22 protein-coding genes and 1 pseudogene are annotated in these 23,272 nt (G+C 69.1%); 15 read left to right on the forward strand and 8 right to left on the reverse strand.

What is annotated here, in order from left to right; genetic code table 11:
* Positions 1–109: 109 nt before the first annotated feature.
* Entirely contained in the window at positions 110–1,024 is a 915-nt protein-coding gene (locus tag ACGFNK_RS13225) for an IclR family transcriptional regulator (RefSeq protein WP_393415266.1), read from the reverse strand.
* Between the two features lie 274 nt (positions 1,025–1,298).
* Here ACGFNK_RS13225 and shiA point away from each other — a divergent pair, with 274 nt between their 5' ends.
* Together shiA and ACGFNK_RS13235 are read left to right on the forward strand one after the other, a co-directional pair.
* Positions 1,299–2,654, forward strand: coding sequence for a shikimate transporter (gene shiA / locus ACGFNK_RS13230; protein ID WP_393415564.1), 1,356 nt, complete (start codon positions 1,299–1,301; stop codon positions 2,652–2,654).
* A gap of 301 nt (positions 2,655–2,955) precedes the next feature.
* Positions 2,956–3,957, forward strand: coding sequence for a zinc-binding dehydrogenase (locus tag ACGFNK_RS13235; protein ID WP_393415269.1), 1,002 nt, complete (start codon positions 2,956–2,958; stop codon positions 3,955–3,957).
* 214 nt (positions 3,958–4,171) lie between these two features.
* Here the strand turns inward: ACGFNK_RS13235 and ACGFNK_RS13240 are convergent, their stop codons facing one another.
* Positions 4,172–4,996: an NAD-dependent epimerase/dehydratase family protein gene (locus ACGFNK_RS13240; protein ID WP_393415272.1), complete on the reverse strand. Its 825-nt coding sequence runs from the start codon at positions 4,994–4,996 to the stop codon at positions 4,172–4,174.
* Positions 4,997–5,272: 276 nt separating this feature from the next.
* Between ACGFNK_RS13240 and ACGFNK_RS13245 the strand changes: the two genes are divergently transcribed.
* On the forward strand, positions 5,273–6,214 hold the full coding sequence (locus ACGFNK_RS13245; RefSeq protein ID WP_386345570.1) for a 5-dehydro-4-deoxyglucarate dehydratase: 942 nt from the start codon (positions 5,273–5,275) through the stop codon (positions 6,212–6,214).
* Between the two features lie 29 nt (positions 6,215–6,243).
* Positions 6,244–7,410 (forward strand): hypothetical protein, encoded by a 1,167-nt coding sequence (locus ACGFNK_RS13250; protein ID WP_393415566.1) that lies wholly within the window; start codon positions 6,244–6,246, stop codon positions 7,408–7,410.
* On the opposite strand, the gene ACGFNK_RS13255 is transcribed toward ACGFNK_RS13250, so the two are convergent.
* From ACGFNK_RS13255 to ACGFNK_RS13270, 4 genes are all read right to left on the reverse strand, one after another.
* Positions 7,344–8,603 carry an MFS transporter gene (locus ACGFNK_RS13255; RefSeq protein ID WP_393415275.1) on the reverse strand — a complete coding sequence of 420 codons (1,260 nt, stop codon included), beginning with the start codon at positions 8,601–8,603 and terminating at the stop codon, positions 7,344–7,346. The two genes, ACGFNK_RS13250 and ACGFNK_RS13255, sit on opposite strands and share 67 nt — an antisense overlap.
* A gap of 54 nt (positions 8,604–8,657) precedes the next feature.
* Entirely contained in the window at positions 8,658–9,254 is a 597-nt protein-coding gene (locus ACGFNK_RS13260) for a GNAT family N-acetyltransferase (protein ID WP_393415278.1), read from the reverse strand.
* 12 nt (positions 9,255–9,266) lie between these two features.
* Complete coding sequence (locus ACGFNK_RS13265) at positions 9,267–9,884, reverse strand: dihydrofolate reductase family protein (protein ID WP_393415281.1); 618 nt, start codon at positions 9,882–9,884, stop codon at positions 9,267–9,269.
* 103 nt (positions 9,885–9,987) lie between these two features.
* Positions 9,988–10,497: a DinB family protein gene (locus tag ACGFNK_RS13270; RefSeq protein ID WP_393415284.1), complete on the reverse strand. Its 510-nt coding sequence runs from the start codon at positions 10,495–10,497 to the stop codon at positions 9,988–9,990.
* Between the two features lie 16 nt (positions 10,498–10,513).
* On the opposite strand from ACGFNK_RS13270, the pseudogene ACGFNK_RS13275 reads away from it, so the two are divergent.
* A pseudogene (locus tag ACGFNK_RS13275) lies at positions 10,514–10,690 on the forward strand (NUDIX hydrolase); the annotation flags it as partial.
* Positions 10,691–10,808: 118 nt separating this feature from the next.
* Here the strand turns inward: ACGFNK_RS13275 and ACGFNK_RS13280 are convergent.
* Positions 10,809–11,450, reverse strand: a complete 642-nt coding sequence (locus ACGFNK_RS13280; RefSeq protein ID WP_393415287.1) for a TetR/AcrR family transcriptional regulator — start codon at positions 11,448–11,450, stop codon at positions 10,809–10,811.
* A 152-nt stretch (positions 11,451–11,602) separates the two neighbouring features.
* On the opposite strand from ACGFNK_RS13280, the gene ACGFNK_RS13285 reads away from it, so the two are divergent.
* The 5 genes from ACGFNK_RS13285 (at position 11,603) to ACGFNK_RS13305 (ending at position 16,696) form a co-directional block, all read left to right on the forward strand.
* Positions 11,603–12,514: an SDR family oxidoreductase gene (locus ACGFNK_RS13285; RefSeq protein ID WP_393415290.1), complete on the forward strand. Its 912-nt coding sequence runs from the start codon at positions 11,603–11,605 to the stop codon at positions 12,512–12,514.
* Between the two features lie 4 nt (positions 12,515–12,518).
* Positions 12,519–13,655 carry a hypothetical protein gene (locus tag ACGFNK_RS13290; RefSeq protein WP_393415293.1) on the forward strand — a complete coding sequence of 379 codons (1,137 nt, stop codon included), beginning with the start codon at positions 12,519–12,521 and terminating at the stop codon, positions 13,653–13,655.
* Positions 13,652–14,575 (forward strand): alpha/beta fold hydrolase, encoded by a 924-nt coding sequence (locus tag ACGFNK_RS13295; RefSeq protein WP_393415296.1) that lies wholly within the window; start codon positions 13,652–13,654, stop codon positions 14,573–14,575. The genes ACGFNK_RS13290 and ACGFNK_RS13295 overlap by 4 nt, the downstream gene beginning before the upstream one ends.
* Before the next feature lie 82 nt (positions 14,576–14,657).
* Entirely contained in the window at positions 14,658–15,569 is a 912-nt protein-coding gene (locus tag ACGFNK_RS13300; RefSeq protein WP_393415299.1) for a metal-dependent hydrolase, read from the forward strand.
* Positions 15,570–15,592: 23 nt separating this feature from the next.
* The gene (locus ACGFNK_RS13305; RefSeq protein ID WP_393415302.1) at positions 15,593–16,696 is read left to right on the forward strand and encodes a PDR/VanB family oxidoreductase; all 1,104 of its coding nucleotides are present in this window, start codon (positions 15,593–15,595) and stop codon (positions 16,694–16,696) included.
* Between the two features lie 136 nt (positions 16,697–16,832).
* Here ACGFNK_RS13305 and ACGFNK_RS13310 read toward each other — a convergent pair whose 3' ends face one another.
* The gene (locus ACGFNK_RS13310) at positions 16,833–17,801 is read right to left on the reverse strand and encodes an NAD(P)-dependent alcohol dehydrogenase (protein ID WP_393415305.1); all 969 of its coding nucleotides are present in this window, start codon (positions 17,799–17,801) and stop codon (positions 16,833–16,835) included.
* A gap of 206 nt (positions 17,802–18,007) precedes the next feature.
* Between ACGFNK_RS13310 and ACGFNK_RS13315 the strand changes: the two genes are divergently transcribed.
* The 5 genes from ACGFNK_RS13315 (at position 18,008) to ACGFNK_RS13335 (ending at position 23,257) form a co-directional block, all read left to right on the forward strand.
* Positions 18,008–18,607: a TIGR03086 family metal-binding protein gene (locus ACGFNK_RS13315; RefSeq protein ID WP_393415308.1), complete on the forward strand. Its 600-nt coding sequence runs from the start codon at positions 18,008–18,010 to the stop codon at positions 18,605–18,607.
* Between the two features lie 260 nt (positions 18,608–18,867).
* Positions 18,868–19,524 carry a GntR family transcriptional regulator gene (locus ACGFNK_RS13320; protein WP_393415311.1) on the forward strand — a complete coding sequence of 219 codons (657 nt, stop codon included), beginning with the start codon at positions 18,868–18,870 and terminating at the stop codon, positions 19,522–19,524.
* Positions 19,521–20,432, forward strand: a complete 912-nt coding sequence (locus ACGFNK_RS13325; protein ID WP_393415314.1) for a dihydrodipicolinate synthase family protein — start codon at positions 19,521–19,523, stop codon at positions 20,430–20,432. Before ACGFNK_RS13320 ends, ACGFNK_RS13325 begins: the two co-directional genes overlap by 4 nt.
* The gene (gene araD, locus ACGFNK_RS13330) at positions 20,429–22,189 is read left to right on the forward strand and encodes an L-arabinonate dehydratase (protein ID WP_393415317.1); all 1,761 of its coding nucleotides are present in this window, start codon (positions 20,429–20,431) and stop codon (positions 22,187–22,189) included. Before ACGFNK_RS13325 ends, araD begins: the two co-directional genes overlap by 4 nt.
* 132 nt (positions 22,190–22,321) lie before the next feature.
* Positions 22,322–23,257 (forward strand): carbohydrate ABC transporter permease, encoded by a 936-nt coding sequence (locus ACGFNK_RS13335; RefSeq protein ID WP_393415320.1) that lies wholly within the window; start codon positions 22,322–22,324, stop codon positions 23,255–23,257.
* Positions 23,258–23,272 lie beyond the last annotated feature (15 nt).

Here is a 23,272-nt window from a genome sequence, read left to right on the forward strand (position 1 = left end):
TCTCGGTACGTGAACGAGGTGAGTGCACGGCGGAGCGGTTGCGGAGCGCTACCGCATACAGCGTTGGGAACGCGCGGAGCCGTACCGAAGGGACAGGAACAGGGTGGCGCTAGTCCCTCGCGCTGCGGCGGCCGTAGCTCAGCGGATGACCGAAGCCCTGATCAGAGATGAGTCGGGCCGCTTCCGTGAGGTCGGTGGCGAAACGCTCGATGGCTGCGTAGGGGAACCGGTGGTCGGGGCCGCTGACCGAGAGGGAGGCGACGACGGTGCCCGAGGGGCTGGTGAGGGGGACGGCGACGGCGGTGAGTCCTTCGTCCCATTCGCTGTTGCTCACCGCGTAGCCCCGGCGCGCCGCCTCCTGCGCGGATGTACGCAATTGCGCGGCATGGTCCTCGCCGTGGGGTGAGGCCTGGGCGATGCGGCGCAGCTGTGCTTCGGAGGCGTCGTGCAGCAGGATCTTCGAGGATGCGCCGGCCCACAGCGGTTGTTCGTGGCCGACGTCGACCACGTGGCGCAGGGGGTGCGGGCTCTCCTCGTGCGCGACGCAGACACGGTGGAGATCGCGGGCGACGAAGATGTTGACCGTCTCTCCCAGCCGGTCGGCGAGGTCCCTCATGACCTTGCGGGTCTCACGGGGGATCTCCCACTGGCTGCGTGCGAGGTAGGCCCAGCGCCACAGACCGGGTCCGGCGATGTAGCCGCCCTCGTCCGACCACAGCAGGCCGCTCTCCTCCAGCGTCTGCACCAGGCGCAGCACGGTCGTCTTCGGCAACCCGGTGGTGTCGGTGATCTCCCGCAGCGTGATCAGCGGCCGTTCCTCGCTGAGCAGCCCGAGGATGTCCAGGGCACGCCGTACGCTCCTGACGCTCGTGCCGTGCGGTTCGCGTTCCGCGCCGGCCTGTGCCGCCCCGCTGTCCACGCTGACACCCTCCTCCGTACTGATCACTCCGCGGAGTTCTGCCTGCCTGCCGCTGGTCTCACCTGACGTGGCCCGCTCCGCGGACCACTGGGACCTCTTCGACACAAATTCTGCCGTAACTCTTGTCGACTCGGAACACCGGCCGTATGTTTCCGCTACTCGGTCCATTTGATCCGTTGAGTGGATCGCCAGTTGAGGGTCACCGCCCGTACCGCCGCGGAGCGACCCACCACCGTCGACGGCCGGCTCCACACCCCGGAGCGCTGTCGCCCAGGTGCTTGGTCCCACCACAGTCATTCGTGTCCCGGCCGTGAACCCCGCCCGTGCGCGGGTCCGGCCGCGAATCGCCGCATCCAATGGAGTGTGTGAGTTGAACAGCATGCAGAGCCCGGCAGCAGCCGGCGGCGCCAGAAGCTCCGGCGTGGCGAGGAGGGCGGCGATCGCGAGCTTCATGGGAGCCGTGGTCGACTGGTACGACTTCTTCCTCTACGGGATCATCGCCGGGCTTCTCTTCAACGAGATCTTCTTCCCCAACGTCAGCCCGGCCGTGGGCACGCTGGCCGCCTGGGCCACCTTCGGTGTCGGCTTCCTGTTCCGGCCGCTTGGCGGAATCGTCTTCGGCCACTTCGGCGACCGGCTGGGCCGCAAGAAGATGCTGGTCCTCACGATGCTGATCATGGGACTGGCCAGCACGCTGATCGGTGTGCTGCCCACCCACGCTCAGGCCGGAATCTGGGCCCCGCTGCTACTGGTGGTGCTGCGCGCCGCGCAGGGCTTCGCGGTCGGCGGCGAGTGGGGCGGCGCGGCGCTCATGGCCGTGGAGAACGCGCCGCCCAAGTGGCGCTCCCTCTACAGCAGCGGCGTACAGGTCGGCGCGTCGGTTGGTCTGCTGCTCGCCACCCTGATCACCAAGTTCATATCGGGAACGGTCTCCGACGAGGCGTTCCGCACCTGGGGCTGGCGCATTCCGTTTCTGGTCAGCGCGGTCATCGTGATCATCGGCCTGGTCATCCGGGCGAAGGTCGAAGAGTCCGAGGTCTTCACCGAGCAGGTCGCTACGCTCGAGGAGGACGAGAAGCCGCGCATGCCGCTGATCGCCGCGGTCAAGTCCAACCCCAAGGGCTTCTTCGCCATCATCGGCCTGCGTCTGGTGGAGCTGTTCACCTTCTACGGCGTCACCAACTTCGCCCTCAGCTATGGCACCACCGAATTCGGGCTGGACCGCGACAGCCTGCTCAACGTCAACCTCGCCGTCGGCGCACTGGCCATCCTCACCATCCCCGCCTTCGCCTACCTCGCCGACCGCTACAGCCGGCGCTCGGTCTATCTGTGGGGCTCCGTGCTGGGTGTGGCCGGCTCCATCCCCTTCTTCTGGGCCTTGGAATCCGGTTCCATGGTCCTGATCATCGTCTGCGCGGTCCTCCTGGTGAACGGCGCCCACGACATGGCCGTCGCCGTCCAGCAGTCACTGTTCACCGAGATGTTCGGCCCCGAGTACCGCTACAGCGGCGCCGGCGTGGGCTACCAGCTCGCCAGTGTCGTCGGCGGTGGTTTCACCCCCTTCGTCCTGAGCTCGCTGGTGCTGTGGGCGGACGGCGGCTGGTACCTCGTCGCCGGTTACTTCGCGCTCGGCTGCGCGATCTCCTTTGTTGTGGCACTGCGCATGCGCGGCGACCGGGCTGAGGTCCCGTCCACCGTCGGACAGCCGTCGCCGCGAGCCGATGCGACCCTCTGATCCAGAACCTTCTGGTACACAGCCGCCTGATTCAGAGTCGCTGCTCCCGCTCGCTGTTCCGGGATCGTGATTCAACGAACTCGCCATCCCATCCCGCCGCGCCGATCTTTCATCTTCTGACCGGGCAGCGGACCACCCCCAGGCCGTCGTGCGCGCCTCTTGGACGCGCACGACGGCCTTCCTGCTGCCGAACTGCCGCGGTTCACAAGGCCTTTGTCCTCTTGTTGGGGATGCCCTTCGGTCGTATTCTGACCGTACAGCGGATCGTATGATCCGTGTAGTGGACCACTGGAGGTGTTGGGTGAAAGCAGCTGTGCTGATAACCCCGGGCCGGATCGACACGGTCGAGGGCTGGCCGGAGCCTGCCTGCGGCCCTCATGACGTCATCGTGGAGATGGACGGTGTCGGCCTGTGCGGCACCGACATCGCCGTGTTCCACGGCAAGCGCCTCTCACCCGCGACTCCATGGGTCCCGGGCCACGAGGGCTTCGGCCGCATCGTCACCGTGGGGAGCTCGGTACAGGGGCGGTCGGTCGGCCAGACCGTGGTCATCGAGCCCAACTACCCCTGCCTCAAGTGCACCGACTGCCTCACCGGACTGACCTCGGCCTGTCCCCACCGGGTCATCGTCGGTCTGAACGCACCCGGCGTCCTCGCCGAACGTGTCGCTGTTCCCGCGCACTTCGCCCACTCCGTGCCCGACGGCCTGAGCAGCGCCGATCTCGCGAGCGCCGAGCCGTACACCGTCGCCCGGTCCGCAGTACGGCGCAGCGGCGTGACGCCTGCGGACCGCTGCCTGATCATCGGGGCCGGAGCACAGGGACTGTTGGTCTGCCTCACCCTGACCCGCCTCGGCGTCCGGCCTGTCGTCACCGAACCTCACCCGCTCCGGCTCGCGCAAGCCCAACAGCTGGGCGCGGTGGCCGACGACGGCCGCACGGGGTTCACGTATGTCTTCGAGACATCGGGCCATGTACCGGCCCTGCCTCCGGCGGTGGACCGCGCGGCACCGGGCGCCACCGTGGTGCTGATCGGCCTCAGCCCGGCCCAGCTGCCACTCACCCTTGACGACGTGGTCCGGCGGCAGTTGGTGCTGCGCGGATCGATGATCTACGACCATCCCGGTGACTTCACCGAGGCGCTCGCCGAACTGGGCCAGGCACGGCCAGGAGCCGTAGTCCAGTCGCGGTACTCACTGGAAGAGGCCCAGCAAGCCTTCGCCGGCGCCGCCGAACGGGCGGGAAAGACCTGGATCAGTATCGGAAGCCGGGACCGGCAGGCGGACACGACCCGACATGCGTAAATCCATCGAGCTCCCTGATCGCTCTCGAGGAGAGCGCTCAGGCGACATCGGCATCAGCCTCGACGACCCGAGCCGCGCCCCTGGCCGAAGGCGACACATCCCGTCGGTTCCCGGCGCCGCCGCCGTCGGAACGGGCCGACCCCGCGAGGAGAAGACACAGCGCGCCCGGCCACGCCGGTAGGCGCATTGGGGGTGCCCGAAGTGTCCGCAGCGGTCAGTACGGCCAGATCGGCGGCTTGGTCACGAAGTGTCCGCCCAGGTAGTCGTGGTCCGGGTTCTCCGGGTCCAGTTCGCCCTGCTCGGCGATGAGCTTCTCGGCGTACTGCTCCGAGTCGTCCTGCGGCTCGTAACCCAGTGCCCGGGCGGTCGAGAGATCCCACCACAGGCGGGTGTTCGCGGACGAGCCGTAGACGACCGAGTGCTTGACGTCCTCGGCAGTCAGGGCCGCGTGGAAGAGGCGGGCGCCGTCGCCGGGGCTCATCCACACCGAGAGCATGCGCACGCTGGTGGGCTCCAGGAAGCAGGAGCCGATCCGTACGGAGACCGTCTCGATGCCGTGCTTGTCCCAGTAGAACTGCGCCATGTCCTCGCCGAACGACTTCGAAAGTCCGTAGAACGTGTCCGGGCGGCGCGGAGTGTCGATGGGGATCAGCGTGCTCGGGTCATGGGGCGCTTCGCCCCGCGGGCGGGGGGTGAAGCCGACCGCGTGGTTGGAGGAGGCGAAGACGATGCGCCGGACGCCCTCCTCGCGGGCGGCCTCGTAGAGGTTGTACGTGCCCTCGATGTTCGCCTTGAGGATCTTGTCGAAGGTGGATTCCAGGGAGATGCCCGCGAGGTGGATGATCGCGTCGACGCCCCGCACGGCCTCGCGCAGGGCCTCCTTGTCGCCGAGGCCCGCGGTGATCGCGTCCGGCTCGCCCTCGATGGGGCGCAGGTCGAGGAGCCGCAGCTCGTACCCGTACGCGGGCAGCAGACCCCGCATCAGGGTGCCGAGGCCGCCGGCGGCGCCGGTGAGCAGAACGGTGCGGGGAGCGGGCATCCTCGGGTCTCCTTGTATCAACAGCCGTCATCGTGTACGGCATTCACATCCGTGGACAAACTATGGATCGCCGTCCGGCCGCGTCAAGTGTCGCGCGGGGGCGGGAAATCCGCACCGCGATTGCCTCTATGTCGTCCCTGTCTTGCGACTTCGCCCGCTTGACCGCCCCCTAGGAGGCGCTTTAGCGTGGACTCGTTCAGAAATATGGACATGGATCAGAAACGTGGATCGAAAACGTGCACGGTCGGCGTGTGCGTGCATGCCTAGGGAGAGCCCGTGACGTCAGCGCCCCTTGCCGCTCGCCTCAATATCCCGAGCGGGCCGCTGTTCTTCCCCGTCACCGCGTACGGCCCCGACGGTGCCGTCGACCTCGACGTGTACCGCGCGCATGTCCGGCGAGGTGTCGAGGCCGGGGCCGCCGCCGTCTTCGCCTGCTGCGGGACCGGGGAGTTCCACGCGCTCACCCCCGAGGAGTTCCAGGACTGCGTACGCGCGGCCGTCGAGGAGACGGCCGGACGCGTGCCGGTGATCGCGGGCGCCGGGTACGGGACCGCGCTCGCCGTCCGGTACGCGAAGCTCGCCGAGGAGGCCGGGGCGGACGGGCTGCTCGCCATGCCGCCGTATCTCGTCGTCGCCGGGCAGGAAGGGCTGCTGCGGCACTACACCGAGCTGGCCCGCGCCACCTCGCTCGAGGTCATCGTCTACCAGCGCGACAACGCCGTGTTCACGCCCGAGACGGTCGTCTCGCTGGCTCGAACCGAGGGCATCATCGGCTTCAAGGACGGGGTCGGCGACCTCGATCTGATGCAGCGCATCGTGAGCGCGGTACGCGCCGAAGTGCCGGGCGAATTCCTGTACTTCAACGGACTGCCGACCGCCGAGCTCACGGGCCTCGCCTACCGCGGCATCGGCATCACGCTGTACTCCTCCGCCGTCTTCTGCTTCGCCCCCGAGCTCGCCCTCGCCTTCCACAAGGCGCTCAACTCCGGTGACGACACCACCGCGAACCGCCTGCTCGACGGCTTCTATCGTCCCTTCGTCGAACTGCGCGCTCAGGGCCGCGGTTACGCTGTCTCACTCGTCAAAGCAGGCGTACGGCTGCGGGGTCTCGACGTGGGCGAGGTGCGACCGCCGCTGCACGAGCCGAGCGACGACCACATCAAGCAGCTCGCCCAGCTGGTCGAGCGGGGCGAGGCGCTTCTCCAGGAGGACAAGTGAGCCAGGCGGCAGGGTCTGTGAAGGGGTCTCTGAAGGCGTCCACCTTCGTCTACCCCTGGGACGTCAACGGCGACCCCGAGTCCGCCGCACGCATCGCCGGCTTGGGCGTACGGCAGGCGACCCTCGCCTCTGCCTACCACTCCACGCGCGCGCTGACGCCCCGTCACTCCCGCCACCGGATCGTCACGGCCCGGCACGCGGCCGTGCTCTATCCGCCCGGCCCGCGCTGGGAGGGGCGCCGGCTGAGGCCGTACGCCGCCGGGGACTGGGCTCCCGGGGACGCGTACGGGCAGGCCGCCGTGTCCCTCGCGGAGGCGGGTCTCGACGTACACACCTGGGTGGTGCTCGCGCACAACTCCCGTATGGGGGAGGAGTTTCCGGACACCTCCGTGGTCAACGCCTACGGAGACCGCTATCCGTGGGCGCCCTGCATCGCGCAGCCCGACACGCGCGCGTACCTCGTCGACCTGGCCGTCGAGGCGGCGGTGCGGCCCGGCGTTTCAGGCACGGAGCTGGAGTCCCTCGGCTGGTACGGCCTCGCGCATCTCCACGCCCACGACAAGACGGCCGGCGTGGAACTCGGGGAGGCGGGCCAGTACCTGATGTCGCTGTGTTTCTGTCCCTCCTGCCGCGACGGTTATACGCAACTGGGCCTGACCGCCGACGAGTTGGCGGCCTCGGTCCGTCGCTCCCTGGAATCCGTCTGGCGGGGCGAGTCGCCCACCGGAGCCTGGGAAGCGGTGGAGAAGCTGCTCGGCGCCGAGTTGGCGACGGCCACGCGCACCTGGCGCGACTCCGTCGCCCGCACACTCCAGTCGGACACGGTCGCCGCCGTGCGCGCAGCCGCCCCCGAGGGCTTCCAGATCCTCCTCCACGCGGACCCGTCCTCGTATCACTGCGGCGCGAACGCCGGCGTGGACCCCGAGCACATCCTGTCGGTCGCGGACGGCGTGGTCGTGCCCTGCACCGGAGGGCCGGGACTGCTGACTCCCTTTGCCGAGCGGGGAGTTGAGGGCAGTGTGCTGGCGGCCAACTTCACCGTGGTGCGCGGGATGGGCGGCAGCCCGGGCACGCTCGCGGAGGACGTGGCACGGGCAGCCGACCACGGGGCGACCGAGGTACGGCTGTATCACGCGGGGTTGGCGTCCGAGGAGGACCTGTCACTCGTGGCGGATGCGCTTGCGCGGCTCGGCTGACGCCGCTTGAGCAACGGTACGACCGTCACCAGCCGGATCAGCCCGAGCGCCACCAACAGCACCTGGTAATCGACCAGTTCGACCAGGCCCGCGCCCAGCGCGAGTCCCACCGCGCTCGGGGCGAACATCAGCGTGTTGGCGGTCGCGGTCGTACGGCCCAGGAGGCCGGCCGGGGTTTCGCGCTGGACGGCGGTGAGGGCCGCGATCAGCACGCAGGGGAGGCCTGCGCCGACCGCCGCGCACGAGACGAGGGCTGCCGCCTCGTACGGGAGCGCGCGAGCCGTCACGGCCAGGGCGGTGAGCGCGATGCCGTACCCCGCGAACCGGTGTGTGCCCAGGCGGCGGAGGAGGGGGCCCGAGGCCAGGCCGACAGCCACCGAACCGGCGCCCTGGGCGGCGTACAGAAGACCTACATACGCGGGGGCGTGGCCCAGGCCTTCGGCCACCGCGTAGATCGTCGCGCCGTTGAGGCCCGAGAAGAGCATGGTCGTGCCACCGGCGAGGACGAGGGGGCGCAGTGTCTCGTGGCGCCAGAGGCAGCGGGCGCCGTCGGCTGTCTGCGTGCGCCAGCCGGCCGGGTCCGGGAGCGGCTTCGGTTCGCGTACCCGCAGGAGGGTGTAGAGACCCGCGGCCAGGACGAAGGTGAGCGCGTCCAGAAGTGCGACGGGAGCGCCCCCGTAGGCGGCGTACAGGCCCGCTCCGGCGAGCGGGGCGACCAGCTTCATGCCCTCGTTGGCCGACATCCGCAGACCGTTGAAGTCGCCGAGGAGCCGCTCGTCGACCGCCGTGGCGACCAGGGCCGACTCCGCCGCGTCGTGGACGACGCCGGTCGCGCCGTACACGAGCAGCACCGAGAAGAGGATCCAGAGGGTGCCCGGGGAGTCGACGGCGAGGAGGGACAGGAGCAGCGCGGCCAGCCCCAGGTTCGTCCACACCAGCAGGGGTTTGCGGCGGGTGCGGTCGGCGAGCGTGCCCAGGAGGGGGCCGATCAGCGTGGGCGCCCAGAGGGCGAAGACACAGAGGGCGGCCAGGCCGTCCGAGCCGGTCAGGTCCTTCACCCAGATCCCGGCCACCAGCCACATCGCCGACGAGCCGAACCCGGAGACCACGACGCCGCCCAGGTACAGGCCCGCGTTGCGCTCCCTCAGGACACGGGCCACTGCCCAGGGCGAATGCGATGCCGATGTCGTCATGGCTCGTCATCTTGGAGCTAAGGACCTGTGCAAGGGATCGGGCGACTGCCTTAATCAGGACGTGAACATCATGTCGAGCGAGGGCGCGCCGTCTGCTCCGGCGAAGGATCCGACCGGTCGGAAGCCGTTCTTCTCGTAGTAGCGAATGGCCCGGGCGTTGTCGGCGAGGACGCCGCCCCACAGGATGATCCTCGTCCTGCCGAGCCGCCGTGCGACGTCCGCGATCAGCGGGAAGGTCAGCGTCCCCACCCCCCGTCCCTGGTAGTCATCGGCCAGGGTGGGACCGAAACGGCAGTCGGTCGTCTCGGTGAGGCGGATGCCCGCTTCCTGATAGCGCGCGATATCCGCAGGGGTGAGAGCGAGACTGAGTTCGAGGAGGCCGATGATCCTGCCGGACGGCACTTCCTCCAGCACCAGCCTGAGCTTGTCGTAACGCGCTATCGCGTCACACAACTCCCGGGCAGTCGCGAGGTCATACCCGTCGAAGGTACTCAGCCGCCTCGATTCGGGTGACAGGCCCTCGAGGAAACCAGCCAGGCGCTCGGCATCGGTGTGGGTGAGGGTACGGAAGACGACTTCCGTACCGTCACGCAGGTCCAGGCGGCGCTCCAGGACAAGCGGGTCCTCGGCGATCTCCGTCAGCGTGAGCACCCCGGCAACCCCTCACCGCTCAACGAAGCGGTACTTCAGGTGGGTGGCGAGGGGCGTGTCGACCACCCTGACCGGCTCGAGGCTCCGCCGCCCGGCACCCAGTCCCTCGAAGAGCCGCAGTCCCGCTCCGAGGAGCGCCGGCACGACGTGCAGTTGCAGCTCGTCGATGAGCCCCGCCCTGAGGTACTGCTGCACCGTGCTCGCCCCGCCCGCGATGTCGACGTTCCTGTCACCGGCGGCGGCCTTCGCCTGGTCGAGGGCGCTGTGGATGCCGTCGGTGACGAACGTGAAGGTGGTGCCGCCCTCCTTGACCAGGGCCGGCCGCGGGCGGTGGGTGAGCACGAAGACCGGGGTACGGAACGGCGGGTTGTCGCCCCAGAACTCCTCGCCCGTGTCGTACATCATCCGGCCCATGACGACCGCTCCGGTGGCATCGAACCACTCGCGCATCAGCTCGGAGTCCCGGTTCTCCTCCCCGCCGGTCATGCCCTGGCGCTCCCGCCAGCTGGCCAGGTTGTGGATCCAGTCGAAGAGCGGCTCGGCGCCGTCGCCTCCCGGGTTGTCAAGGGCGACGTTGGGACCGGCGACGTAGCCGTCGAGGGAGATGGCCATATCCGCGGTTACGGTCACGATGGGATGCTCCTGAGGTCCTGGGGTGTACTGCCTTAACTCTCACGTCGATCGAGAACCGACGCATTCGACATCACCAGCGAGCTTGGTGGCTCATGCGGGCTCAGGCGCCCACCGTCCCGTCGACACCCTCACGCAGAAAGTCCGCGTGCCCGTTGTGGCGGCCGTACTCCAGGAGCACGTGCACCATCACCATCCGCAGCGACACCTCCTCGCCCCATCGTGGCTGATACCCGGCCTGGTCCAGGGACTCAGCCTCCCGCTCGATACGGCGCGAGTTCTCCACCTCGGCCTCCCAGGCCCCGAACGCCTCGCCCCTCGTCGATGTGCTCGCGTCGTACGCCGCCTGGAAGTCGATCTTGTCGGACCACACCATGGGTGCGTCGTTGTCCTGGAACACCCGGCGGAACCAGGCACGCTCCACCTCCGCCATGTGCCGCACCAGACCGAGCAGCGAAAGCGTGGACGGCGGCATCGACTGCTGCCGCAGCTCCTTGTCGGTCAGCACTTCGCACTTCATGGCGAGGGTCGCGCGGTGGTAGTCCAGGAAAGCCCGCAACATGTCGCGTTCGCTTCCAAATTTGGGCGGTCCTATGCGATTGTCGCTGGTCACTGGTCGTTTTCTCCTCATCCGAGACCGATCGAGAGGTGCCGCAGGCACGCAGTGGAAAACCCACGGTGAGCGACAGACCTACACCAGCTCTTGGGTGAATCTCTGTCTGGTGGACGTCCAGCAGCCGGATGGGCGTCGCTGGGAGCACCACGTCTTTCGCCTCCGGCACCTGGCCGTGGCCGCCGGGGTCAATGGTTCTCGCCGGGCTGCCTGATCGAAACAGGGGCCGCCGAGTGCGCCGGGCCGTCGGACAGGGGCCGTGGGCTGCCGTCCCGTGCAGAAAGCTCCTGAAGGAATCCGGGCCTGCGTGATCAGGGCTGATCGCTGATGGTTCGGTAGGCCGCGGTGAACAGGGTGTGGCACAGGTCGATCAGTTCTTCGACGGTGGCGTTCTGGTGGCCGAGCGTCCAGTCCACGAGGAGTTCGTTGACTCCGCCGACCAGGCTCATCGCGGTCATGGCGAGTCTGCTGGAGGAGGCTTCCGGGCCAGGGAGCGGTGCGACGACGGCGGCGATCAGTGCGGCGAATTCGTGCAGGACCTCACGGCGGCGCACTTCGAGGCGGGGGCTGGCGCCCACGACCTCGATGAGCACCAGGCGGGCCATGCGGGCGTCGCCGGCCAGTGTGCGGATGAACACCTCGAGGCCGGCGCGCAGTTGGGCGTCCACATCGGGTGCGGCAGCGGCTGCGGCCTGCGCGGTTTCGGCTGTGATCGTAGCGATCAGCTCGTTGTAGACCCCGGCGAGAAGGTCTTCGCGGTCGCGGAACGACTCGTAGAAGTAGCGCTCGGTCAGTCCGGCATGCGAGCACACCTGCTTGACGGAGACCGAGGCGTATCCGGCCGTGCCGAACAGGTCGAGGCCCGCCTGGATGAGGCGGGTCCGGCGCTCCTGCTGTCGTTGCGCCGCGTCACGTCCGCCGTAGCGCCGCCCGGCGGTCTGTGTGCCGGTCATGTCTCCCCTTCGCAGAGGTGTTGACACCGGTGTGCTCTGAACTGACACTCTAGCTTGTCAGTTCATCTGACATGGCATCGTGTCAGACGCGTATGAGGGCCGCTTGCCACTCGGCGTTCCGCTCATGCTCAGGGCAAGGAAGGGGCTCGACCTTGGCAGCACCGCCCAGGTACCCGTACACGTTCAGCCGGAGAGACCGCGACAGGCTCCCCGGCACAGAACCGCTGACCGGCCGAGTGATCGCGGTCACCGGGGCGGGCCGCGGAATCGGGCGTGCCGTCGCAGCCCGGCTCGCCGCGGCCGGAGCCGCCGTGGCGATCGGCGATCTCGACGCGGAGCTTGCCAGGGAGACGGCTGGTGCCATCGGCGCGCATCCCGGTGGCCGACTGCTCGGGCTGTCTCTCGACGTCACCGACACACATTCCTTCGAGGACTTCCTGCGCACCGTCGAGACCCAGCTGGGGCCGATCGACGTACTGATCAACAACGCCGGGATCATGTGGGTGGGCCCCTTCGAGGAGGAACCGGAGGAAGCCGCCCTGCGCCAGTTCGACGTCAACGTCCACGGCGTACTGCGTGGGATGAAACTCGTGATCCCGGGGATGCGGAAACGCGGTCGCGGCCACGTGGTGAACATCGCCTCCGCCGCCAGCAAGGTCGCCCCGGCCGGCGAGGCGACCTACGCGGCGACGAAGCACGCCATCCACGGCTACAGCACAGCCGTCCGCGCCGAACTGCGCGGCACCGGCGTGCACGTGTCCTTGGTGATGCCCGGCGTCGTGGACACCGAGCTGGCCGTGGGCACCGCGACCGGCCCCACCCGACGCCTGACGACAGATCAGGTGGCCGACGCGGTGCTCGACGTCGTGCTGCGCCCGCGGTTCGAGGTCTTCGTTCCACGCCAGATAGCCGCCCTGACCCGGTTGGCCGCGCTGCTGCCGGGCCGTGCCCGCGACGCCCTGCATCACCTCCTTGTCCCCGACCAGCTCGCCGCCCTGTCCGACCGGTCGGTCCGCGCGGCCTACGAGCAGCGCACCCGGACCGCCCGCCGTCCCGAAGGATGAGCCCGTGACCACCACGCCCAAGCCGGCGCCCAGCGCGAAGAAGGCCCAGGACGCGGCCGCTCCGCGTCCCATCCCCGAATTCGAAGGTGTCCACGACGTATGGCCCCGCGGTGACCGGCTGCGCGCCGTGCGCCGCGCCGCGGCCACCTACCGTGAGCGGTTCGTCCAGCAGGGCCGCATCCACGCCGTCCGCAGTTTCGACATCGCCGCCGCCCCGTACCCGACCCGGTTCGGCTTCCACGGCGCCGCCCTCGCCGTCAACCCGTTCGTGAGCATTGTCAACCGGATGCTCGTCGTGCAGTTCGACGGCTTCGACGGTGAGCCGAAAACACTGGTGTGGGAGCCGACCGTCGCCGCCGGAACCGCTCAAGCGCCGTTCTACGCCCAGCTCAAGCGCCTGGCGGGGGACTTTCTCACCGAGCACGTCTTCGCCCGCTACTACCAGGATCCGAACACCGTCCTGCCCTCCTGCGGTCTGCGACCCGAGGACGTGGACTTCGTCAGCTTCGACCACCTGCACGTCCAGGACGTGCGCATGATCATGGGAAGTACCAGCACCGTTCCCGGCGAACGGGCGCCCCGAGAAGCGCTGTTCCCGCGCGCCCGGTTGTTGGTGCACCGCAAGGAGCTGGGCACCTTCGAATCGATGCATCCGATGCAGTGGGCCTGGTACGTCGACGGAGGCATGGACGGAGTACCGGACGGGCGCATCACCGCCTTCGACGGCGATGTCGAACTCGGTGTCGGCGTCAGCCTGCTGTGGACCCCCGGCCATACGGACGGCAACCACTCCCTGGTGCTGAACACCCCCGACGGAGTGTGGGTCTCCTCCGAGAACGGCATCTCGGCCGACAACTGGCAGCCCGAGCTCTCCCGCATCCCCGGGGTGCGCCGCCACGCCGCGTTCTACGGCCGTGAGGTGGTGCCCAACGCCAACACTCTGGAGGACTCCCTCGACCAGTACGACTCCATGGTCAAGGAGAAGACCCTCGCCGACCCCAGCCGGCGCGATCCGCGCTGGCTCCAGATCCTGCCCTCCTCGGAGCTGGCCCCCTTCAAGCGGCAGTGGCCGGTGCTGCCCAGCTTCCTCCACGGCGGTCTGAACTACGGCTACCTGACCCCTGCCGGTGTTGGCCGATGACCGGCCCGGCCGCCCGCCGGATCGCGGCGGACGGCGTGGAGTTGGCCGCCTACCAATGGGGAGCGTCCACGGCTCCTCCGGTGGTGCTGGTCCACGGCTATCCGGACACCAGCGCCGTGTGGCGCCCGGTCGCCGAGCGCCTGGCCGACCGCTTTCACGTCACCGCCTTCGACGTGCGGGGAGCCGGTGCCTCCCACCGGCCCAGGGGTCTGCGCGCCTACCGGATGTCCCGCCTGGAAGCCGACCTGGAGGCGGTTCTCGACGCCGTGAGCCCCGACCGCCCGGTGCACCTGGTCGGACACGACTGGGGATCGATCCACTCCTGGGAGTCGGTCACCGGTACCCGCCTGGCCGGGCGGATCGCCTCGTTCACCTCCATCTCCGGACCCTGCCTGGACCACGTCGGCCACTTGATCCGGGCCCGCCTTCGACCGCGGCATCCGGATCTGCCGAAGATGCTGCGGCAGGCCGCACGGTCCTGGTACATCGCCTACTTCCATCTTCCGCTCCTGCCCGCCCTGACCTGGAGAGCACTGGGACACCGCTGGCGCACCTTCCTCACCGGCTCCCAAGGCGTGCCCGGGAACACCCCCTACCCCGCGCCGACACTGGCCCGCGACGCAGTGTCCGGCACCGCGCTGTACCGCGCCAACATGCTGCCCCGCCTGCTGCGTCCCCGGGACCGGTCGACCACCGTCCCGGTTCAACTCATCATCCCCACGCGCGACTTCTGCGTCACTCCGGTGCTGTCGTACGGAGTGGAGCACTGGACGCGCCGGATACAGCGGCGCCCGATCGACGCCGGGCACTGGGTACAGCTCAGCCACCCCGAGGAGATCGCGTCCCGGATCGCGGAATTCGCCCACCGCGTCGAAGACGGCTCCCGCCGCGATCCAGACCACACCGCGCACCCGATCTGACAGCCCAACAGACCAGCAGTACTGGACGACTGCCTGACCGCCCCTTCGCACACACCGATCGCTGACGGAGGAGGAACCTGCCATGTTCCGAGCCGCACGTGCCCACCTGGAACGTCCGTCCGAGCCCATCGACCACCACGACCTGGTGCTGCAACCCCGGGACGTCACCTTCGACTGGGGCACCACCCCGCTGCACTGGCTGCCGGGGGAGCCCTTCGCGACCCACACCTTCGATGTGCTCCACCTCATGCTCCCCGAGCTCGAACGCTGGTTCGTGCGCACCTTCGAGCAGGCACTGCCACTGATCACCGATGACCGGCTGCGCGAGGACGTACGCGGCTTCATCGGCCAGGAAGCGATGCACGCCGAGGCGCACCAGGAGGTCCTGGAGCACCTGCTCACCAAGGGGCTGGACCCGGCTCCGTACACCCTGCAGTCCGAATGGATCTTCCGAAGGGTGCTCGGAGACCGGCCGGGGCTGACGTCGGCCGCCACACACGCGCACCTCCTCCAACGGCTCGCCCTCATAGCGGCCTTCGAGCACTTCACCGCGTACATGGGTCACTGGATTCTCAGCAACGGGCACCTGGACCAGGCCGGCGCGGACCCCGCGATGCTCGATCTGTTCCGCTGGCACGGCGCGGAGGAGGTCGAACACCGTTCGGTCGCGTTCGACCTGCTGGTGCACCTCGATCCCCGGTACCGGCGCCGAGTGGTCGGCATGCTGGTCACCGCTCCGGTGCTGACCCGGCTGTGGATCCGCGGAGTCCGCTTCCTGATGAGCGCCGACCCCGAACTCGACGACCGGGTCAAGGTCCGCTTCCGCGACTACCTGGCCGCGGCCCGCAAGGACCTGTTGCCCCGGCCGGGCGCGTTCGCCCGCTCGGTGCTGCGCTACTTCCGCCCCGGCTACCACCCGACCCAGGAGGGCTCGACTCAGCAGGCGGTCGCCTACCTGGCGGCGTCCCCCGCTGCCCGAGCGGCTGCCCGATGACCCGGCAACCAGTGAGGCACCCCATGGACATCAGCACACCCGTCACTCGGCCGCCGGACCTGTACGGCAGGCCGCGCGGCGACTCCTTCATGCAGAAGCTGGCGGCTTTCAGCGACAAGGCGGTCACGGGCCTCGCGCGGCGCGGCACTCCTCCCAGGCGCCCGCCGACCACCGAGACGCCCGTGATCCGGGAACTGGTGGTCGCCGCCAAGTACCAGGAGGCCGAGGACGTCGTCTCCCTGCAGCTGGCAGCACCCGACGGGGGAACACTCCCGCCCTGGCAGCCCGGCGCCCACATCGAACTGCACCTGCCCTCCGGCCGCAAGCGGCAGTACTCACTGTGCGGCGACCCCGCCGACCGGTACCGGTACCGCATCGCGGTGCGCCGCATCGCCAACGGCGGAGGCGGTTCGGCCGAGGTACACGACGCCCTCACGGACGGTATGCGGGTCGCCATCACCGGGCGGCCCCGGAACGCCTTCCCCTTCGCCGCCGAAGCATCCATCCTGCTCATTGCGGGCGGCATCGGAATCACCCCGATCCTGCCGATGGCTCGGGAAGCCGCCCGACGCGGGCTGGACTGGAGGCTCGTGCACACCGGCCGCAACCGCGGCTCGATGCCCTTCGCGGCAGAGCTGGCCGAACTCGCGGCCGCAGCCCCTGGCCGGGTCTCCATCCGTCCTGACGACGAATCCGGCGTGCCCGAAGCAGCCGATCTGTTGAGCTTGAGCCCGGCGGCGGGTGCGGTGTATTGCTGCGGGCCCGCGCCCATGATCGACGGCGTTCGGCGCGCGTTCGGCGGTAGCCGCGCGTCAGCCCTGCACTTCGAGCGTTTCGCCCCGGCCCCGATCACGGACGGCCGTCCCTTCGAACTTCAGCTGGGCGACACCGGACGGATTCTGCCAGTGCCGTACGACCGCTCCGCCCTGGATGTTCTCCACGCGGCCCTGCCGGACCTGCCGTTCTCCTGCCGCCAGGGGTTTTGCGGCACCTGCCGGGTACGGGTGGCCCATGGCCAGGTCGATCATCGTGACCGCCGGCTCACCGCCACCGAACGTGCGGCCGGCGCCATGCTGCCCTGCGTCTCGCGTGCACCGGAAGGAGAGCGGTTGGTGCTGGAGGTGTGAGCGATGGCCGAGAGCCCGTAGAGCGCGGCCGTCACCGCGAGGAACCTCAGCGGCAGGGTTGATACCCGACCCATGAGAGCCGGAGCGGGTGAGCTGGGCCTGAGCTGAGGGCACCCGCAACCTTCTGATCGGGCCGTCAGACGGTGACCACCAGCTTCCCCCGAGGATGCCCCGTCTCCAGGTGCCGGATGGCAGCAGCCGCCTCGGCAAGCGGATACGTACGGTCGATCGCCGGAGTGATCTTGCCCTTCTCGACGAGGTCCTTGAGGGTCAGCAGGTCCTCGCGGCGGGCGATGGAGATGAGGTTGCGGAGGTTCTGGGTGATGAAGGGGGAGAGCAGGACGGCGCGGAGGCCGCGGCTCATGCCGCCGAAGAAGCCGGTGCCGCCCTCGCCTCCGACGATGACCAGGGTGCCGCGGGGGGTGAGGGCGCGGCGGAGGACGGGCAGGGGGCGGAGGCCCGCGTTGTCGATGATGACGTCGTAGCGGTGGGGGGCGTCGGTGATGTCCTCGTGGGTGTAGTCGATGACGTGGGTGGCGCCCTGGGAGCGGACGAAGTCCGCGGCTGTGGGGCCGCAGACGCCGGTGACCTCGGCGCCGTACATCGTGGCGAGCTGGACGGCGTACGTTCCGACGCCGCCGGAGGCGCCGATGACGAGGACTCGTTGGCCGGGTTTCGGGCGGGACTTGCCGCTCAGGGCCTGGAGGGCGGTCATGCCCGAGACGGGGAGGGCGGCGGCCTGTTCGAAGGTGAGGTTGACGGGCTTGTGGGCGAGCTTTTCGGCCTTGGCGCACGCGTACTCGGCGAATGAGCCCTCGCAGTTGCCGAAGACCTCGTCGCCCGGCTTGAAGTCGGTCACCTTCGCGCCGACCGCCTCGACCCGTCCGGCGCCGTCCCAGCCCCGTACGGGATTCTTGGGCTTACGGAGTCCCAGGGCCGCCCGGGCCACATAGGGCCGGCCCGTCATGAGGTGCCACACCTCGGGGCCGACGCCGGCCGCGCGTACCTCGACGAGCACTTCGTCGTCCTCGGGGACGGGGCGGTCGATGTCGCGCAGTTGCAGAAGATCCGCTGATCCGTAGACATCCTGAACGATCGCCTTCATGGCGTGGCTCCCCTTCGCGGTCCCGGACACCGAGCGTCCCGGATACCCCGAGCATCGCGGCAGCTCGAAGGCCTGACCAGCTGCCTGAGCATGATCTCCGGAGCGGGTTCGATGACTTTTCGTACGGCCGACGGTCTACAGGACGGGGCTACAAGTCGGACCACAACCCGGCGACCGTGAGCCCGTGATCAGGAGAGGAGCCGAGCATGGCTGGTACGACATCGACAACGCTTGACCTGGGGCCGCAGGCCCTGGTCGTGGCGCGTCTCGCGGAGGCGGTGCGCGAGGAGCAGCTGGGCGCTCCGACGCCCTGTCCGGAGTACGCCGTACGCAATCTTCTCGGCCACCTGGTCGGTCTGACACGGGCCTTCCGGGACGCCGGCCGAAAGGACCTGGGACCGACGACAGACACGGACCCCGGCTCCTCACTGCCGGACGTCACGCCCGACTGGCGCACCGAACTCCCCAGGCTCCTCGCCGAACTGGCCGAGGCCTGGCGCGACCCGTCCGCCTGGGCCGGCGAGACCCGGGCGGGCGGCGTCGACCTCCCCGGCGAGGTCGCGGGTCTCGTCGCCACCAACGAACTCGTCATCCACGGCTGGGACTTGGCTCGAGCCACAGGTCAGCACTACGCACCCGACGCCGCTGCCCTCCAGGTGTCCCACGACTTCCTTGCCCCCGCAGCCGACGAACCGGACAGTTCCGGCATCTTCGGCCCGGCCGTGCCCGTACCGGACGAGGCCCCTCTCCTGGACCGCCTGATCGGCCTGAGCGGCCGCGATCCGAGCTGGACGGCAAGGGGCTGAGCGTCTGAGCTGGACGGCAAGGGGCTGAACGAAAGGTTCCGTATCCCCGGGGCGAGCCCGGCTCCGATATCTGTTGAGCGTCAGCGCGAACAACTTCTGTCAGAAGCGTTGACGAAACATCAGCGCGCTCCTACCTTCAACGCGTCGTACTTCGTACGTCATATATGAGACGCGATACGCGAGATCAGATGCACGAGATATGTGCGTTCCGATCCCGTGATCCGACACGTGAAGTGATCGATGAGATCCGAGAGGCGCGCATGACCTCTGTGCCCACCCCGATTCCGTCCCGCACGCAGTACGTGCTGGAGGGGATCAAACACCGCATCCTCACCGGGCAGTTGACGCCGGGTCAGGCCCTGGTCGAGACGGAGCTGGCCGCGCAGTTCGGGGTGTCCAAGACCCCGGTGCGGGAGGCCCTGAAGACCCTGGCCGGTACGGGGCTCGTCGTGATGAACCAGTACAAGGGCGTCACGGTGCGCATGGTGGACGCGGACATGGCGCGCGAGGTGTACGACGTGCGGCTGCTCCTTGAGCCGGAGGCACTGCGCCGCTCCGTGCAGCGCGGGGCCTCCCTCGACACGGCGCGCGAGGCGCTGGAACGCGCGGACGCCGCCACGGACACCGCCCAACGCTCCCTGGCAAACCGGGAGTTCCACCGCGCCCTGTACGTCCCCTGCGGCAACCCGCTGCTCGGCCGGATGCTCGACGAAGTGCGTGACCAGGCCGCCCTGGTCTCCGCGGTCGCCTGGGCCGCCAACCCCTCCTGGGAGCGGGAGGCGGGCGAGCACCGGGAGATCCTGCGGCTCGCGCTCGAGGGCGACTCGGACGGCGCGGCCCGCGCCCTGCACTCGCACATCGCGTCGTTCGTGCACCGGGCCTTCCCCGAGGCCCAGGGAGAGGGTGAGCAGAAGTGAGCAGCCCGACGTTCGAGACGGAGCGGGCGGCGCTGGCCGATGTGGTGGCGATCCCGGTGACCCCGTTCGCCGAGGACGGCACCGTCGACCAGGACAGCCACCGCGCCCTGCTTGGCCGCCTGCTCGAGGGCGGCGTACGCACGCTCACGCCGAACGGCAACACCGGCGAGTTCTACGCACTGAGCCCTGAAGAACGCCGCTTAGTCACGGAGTTGACCATCGACGTGGCGGGCGAGCGGGCCGTCATCCTGGTCGGGGTCGGGCACGACGTGCCGACCGCCGTCGCCTCCGCGCGGCACGCCCGCGACTGCGGGGCACAGATGGTGATGGTCCATCAGCCGGTGCATCCGTACGTGGCGCAGGCCGGCTGGGCCGACTACCACCGGGCGATCGCCGAAGCCGTCCCCGAGCTGGGTGTCGTCCCGTACATCCGCAACGCGCAGCTCCTCGGCACCCGGCTCGCCGAACTGGCCGACGACTGCCCGAACGTCATCGGCGTGAAGTACGCCGTGCCGGACGCGGCCCGCTTCGCCGCCTTCGCGCGGGACGCGGGGCTGGAGCGTTTCGTCTGGGTGGCGGGGCTCGCCGAGCCGTACGCGCCCTCGTACTTCTCGGCGGGTGCGACCGGCTTCACCTCGGGCCTTGTGAACGTCGCCCCGTCCGTTTCGCTGAACATGATCGAAGCGCTTCGATCCGGTGACTACGCGGGCGCCATGAAGGTGTGGGAGCAGATCCGCCGCTTCGAGGAGCTGCGCGCGGCCAACGGCTCCGCCAACAACGTGACCGTGGTCAAGGAGGCCCTGGCCTCGCTGGGCCTGTGCCGTCGCGAGGTCCGGCCGCCGAGCCACCTGCTGCCCGAGGCCGAGCGCGCCGAAGTCGCCGCCATCGCCGCGGGGTGGTCCATATGACCGACAGAGGACAAAAGGGCGGCCCAGACGAAACAGCCGACGGCGCAAGGGAGTTGCGCAGCCACCAGTGGTACGGGACCGAAGGCCTGCGGTCCTTCAGCCACCGGGCCCGCACCCGCCAGCTCGGCTACCTGCCCGAGGAGCACCTGGGCAAGCCGGTCATCGCGATCCTCAACACGTGGAGTGACATCAACCCCTGTCACGTACACCTGCGGGACCGCGCCCAGGCGGTCAAGCGCGGCGTGTGGCAGGCCGGCGGCTTCCCCCTCGAATTCCCGGTCTCCACTCTCTCCGAGACCTTCCAGAAGCCGACCCCGATGCTCTACCGCAACATGCTCGCGATGGAGACCGAGGAGCTGCTGCGGTCGTATCCGGTGGACGGGGCCGTGCTGATGGGCGGCTGCGACAAGTCCACGCCCGCGCTGCTGATGGGCGCGGCGTCCGTCGATCTGCCGGCCGTCTTCGTGCCCGCCGGGCCCATGCTGCCGGGACACTGGCGCAACGAAGTCCTGGGCTCCGGCACCGACATGTGGAAGTACTGGGACGACAAGCGCGCCGGGCTCATCGGCGACTGCGAGATGACCGAGCTCGAGAGCGGACTCGCCCGCTCGCCCGGCCACTGCATGACCATGGGCACGGCATCGACGCTGACGGCCGCCGCCGAAGCTCTCGGCGTCACCGTGCCGGGCGCGTCCAGCATCCCCGCCGTCGACTCCGGGCACGACCGGATGGCTGCGGCCTCCGGCCTCAGGATCGTCGAACTCGTCCGCAAGAACCGGAAGTTGTCCGACCTCCTCACTCAGGAGGCCTTCGACGACGCCGTGACGACCGTCCTGGGGCTCGGCGGTTCCACGAACGCCGTCATCCATCTGATCGCCATGGCCGGGCGGGCAGACGTACGGCTCACGCTGGACGACTTCGACCGGATCGCCCGTACGGTGCCGGTGCTGGCGAACGTACGGCCCGGCGGCCGGACGTACCTGATGGAGGACTTCCACTTCGCGGGCGGGCTGCCCGGCTTCCTGTCGCGGATCACCGATCTGCTGCATCTGGACCGGCCGACCGTCTCGTACGACACGATGCGCGAGCAGCTCGACGGGGCGCTCGTCCACAACGACGACGTGATCCGCCCCCGTTCCAACCCGGTCGCCGACGAGGGCGGGGTCGCCGTGCTGCGCGGCAACCTGTGCCCCGACGGCGCCGTCATCAAGCACATCGCCGCCGAGCCGCATCTGCTCAAGCACACCGGTCCCGCGGTCGTCTTCGACGACTACAAGACCATGCAACGCACCATCAACGACCCGGAGTTGGGCATCACCGCCGACACCGTGCTGGTACTGCGCAACTCCGGTCCCAAGGGCGGTCCCGGCATGCCCGAGTACGGCATGCTGCCCATCCCCGACCACCTGCTGAAGCAGGGCGTACGGGACATGGTGCGGATCTCCGACGCCCGGATGAGCGGCACCAGTTACGGCGCGTGTGTGCTGCACGTGGCGCCGGAGTCGTACATCGGCGGACCGCTCGCCCTCGTACGGACCGGGGACACCATCACCCTCGACGTCGAGGCGCGAACCCTTCAACTCAACGTCGCCGACGAGGAGTTGGAGCAACGCAGGGCAGCCTGGTCGCCGCCGCCCGAGCGGTACGAGCGCGGCTACGGAGCGCTCTACAACGAACAGATCACCCAGGCCGACACCGGCTGCGACTTCGCCTTCCTGGCCAAGCCGGGCAAGGTGCCGGACCCGTACGCGGGCTGAGCGAACCACAGAACCACCAAGCGCAAAGCGCGAAGCACAGCGCACCCAAAGCGCACCAGCACAGGGCACCAAGCGCACAGCACGAGCGAGCGCGCACAGCACCACCCGCACCCCCGAGAACGGAGAACAGTCATGGCCCAAGCCGCAGCCGTGGCGAAAAAGCCCGCGCCACCCCGGCGGCGCCGCGGCTCAGCCACGCCACGCAGTCTCCCGTATCTGCTGATCGCCCCGGCGGGACTGCTGATGCTCGGCTTCATCGCCTACCCGGTGCTGAGCGTCTTCTACTACAGCCTGCAGGACTACAACCCCACCAAGCCGTGGCGGAACGGTTACGCGGGTTTCGAGAACTTCGTGCACGCCTTCACCGAAGACCCGATCTTCTGGGACACGCTGATCTTCAGCGCCAAGTGGGTCGTCGTCGAGGTCGGCCTCCAGCTGATGTTCGGCCTGGCGCTCGCGCTGATCGTCAACCAGACCTTCGTGGGACGGTCGATCGGCCGGGCCATGGTCTTCTCGCCGTGGGCCGTCTCCGGTGTGCTCACCTCCGCGATCTGGGTGCTGCTCTACAACTCCCAGACAGGTATTACGCGTTACCTCGCGGACATGGGTATCGGTGACTACGGCACGAGCTGGCTGTCCGACACCTCAACCGTGTTCCCCGCGGCGGTCATCGCCGATCTCTGGCGTGGCGTGCCCTTCTTCGCGATCCTCATCCTCGCCGACCTCCAGTCCGTCTCGAAGGACCTGTACGAGGCCGCCGAGGTCGACGGGGCGAGTCGCCTGCAGCAGTTCTGGCACATCACGCTGCCGCACCTGAAGGACGCCATCATCCTGTCCACGCTGCTGCGCGCGGTGTGGGAGTTCAACAACGTCGACCTGCTCTACACCCTCACCGGCGGCGGACCCGCGGGAGCCACGACGACACTCCCGCTCTACATCGCCAACACCAGCGTCGATGCCCACAACTTCGGCTACGCGTCGGCCCTGACCACCGTCGCGTTCGTGATTCTGCTCTTCTGCTCGATCGTCTATCTGCGGCTGAGCAAGTTCGGAGGTGACGACAAGTGAGCACCACACAGGCCA

This window comes from Streptomyces sp. NPDC048825, from assembly GCF_043198355.1.
GTDB classification, from domain to species: Bacteria; Actinomycetota; Actinomycetes; order Streptomycetales; family Streptomycetaceae; genus Streptomyces; species Streptomyces xiangluensis.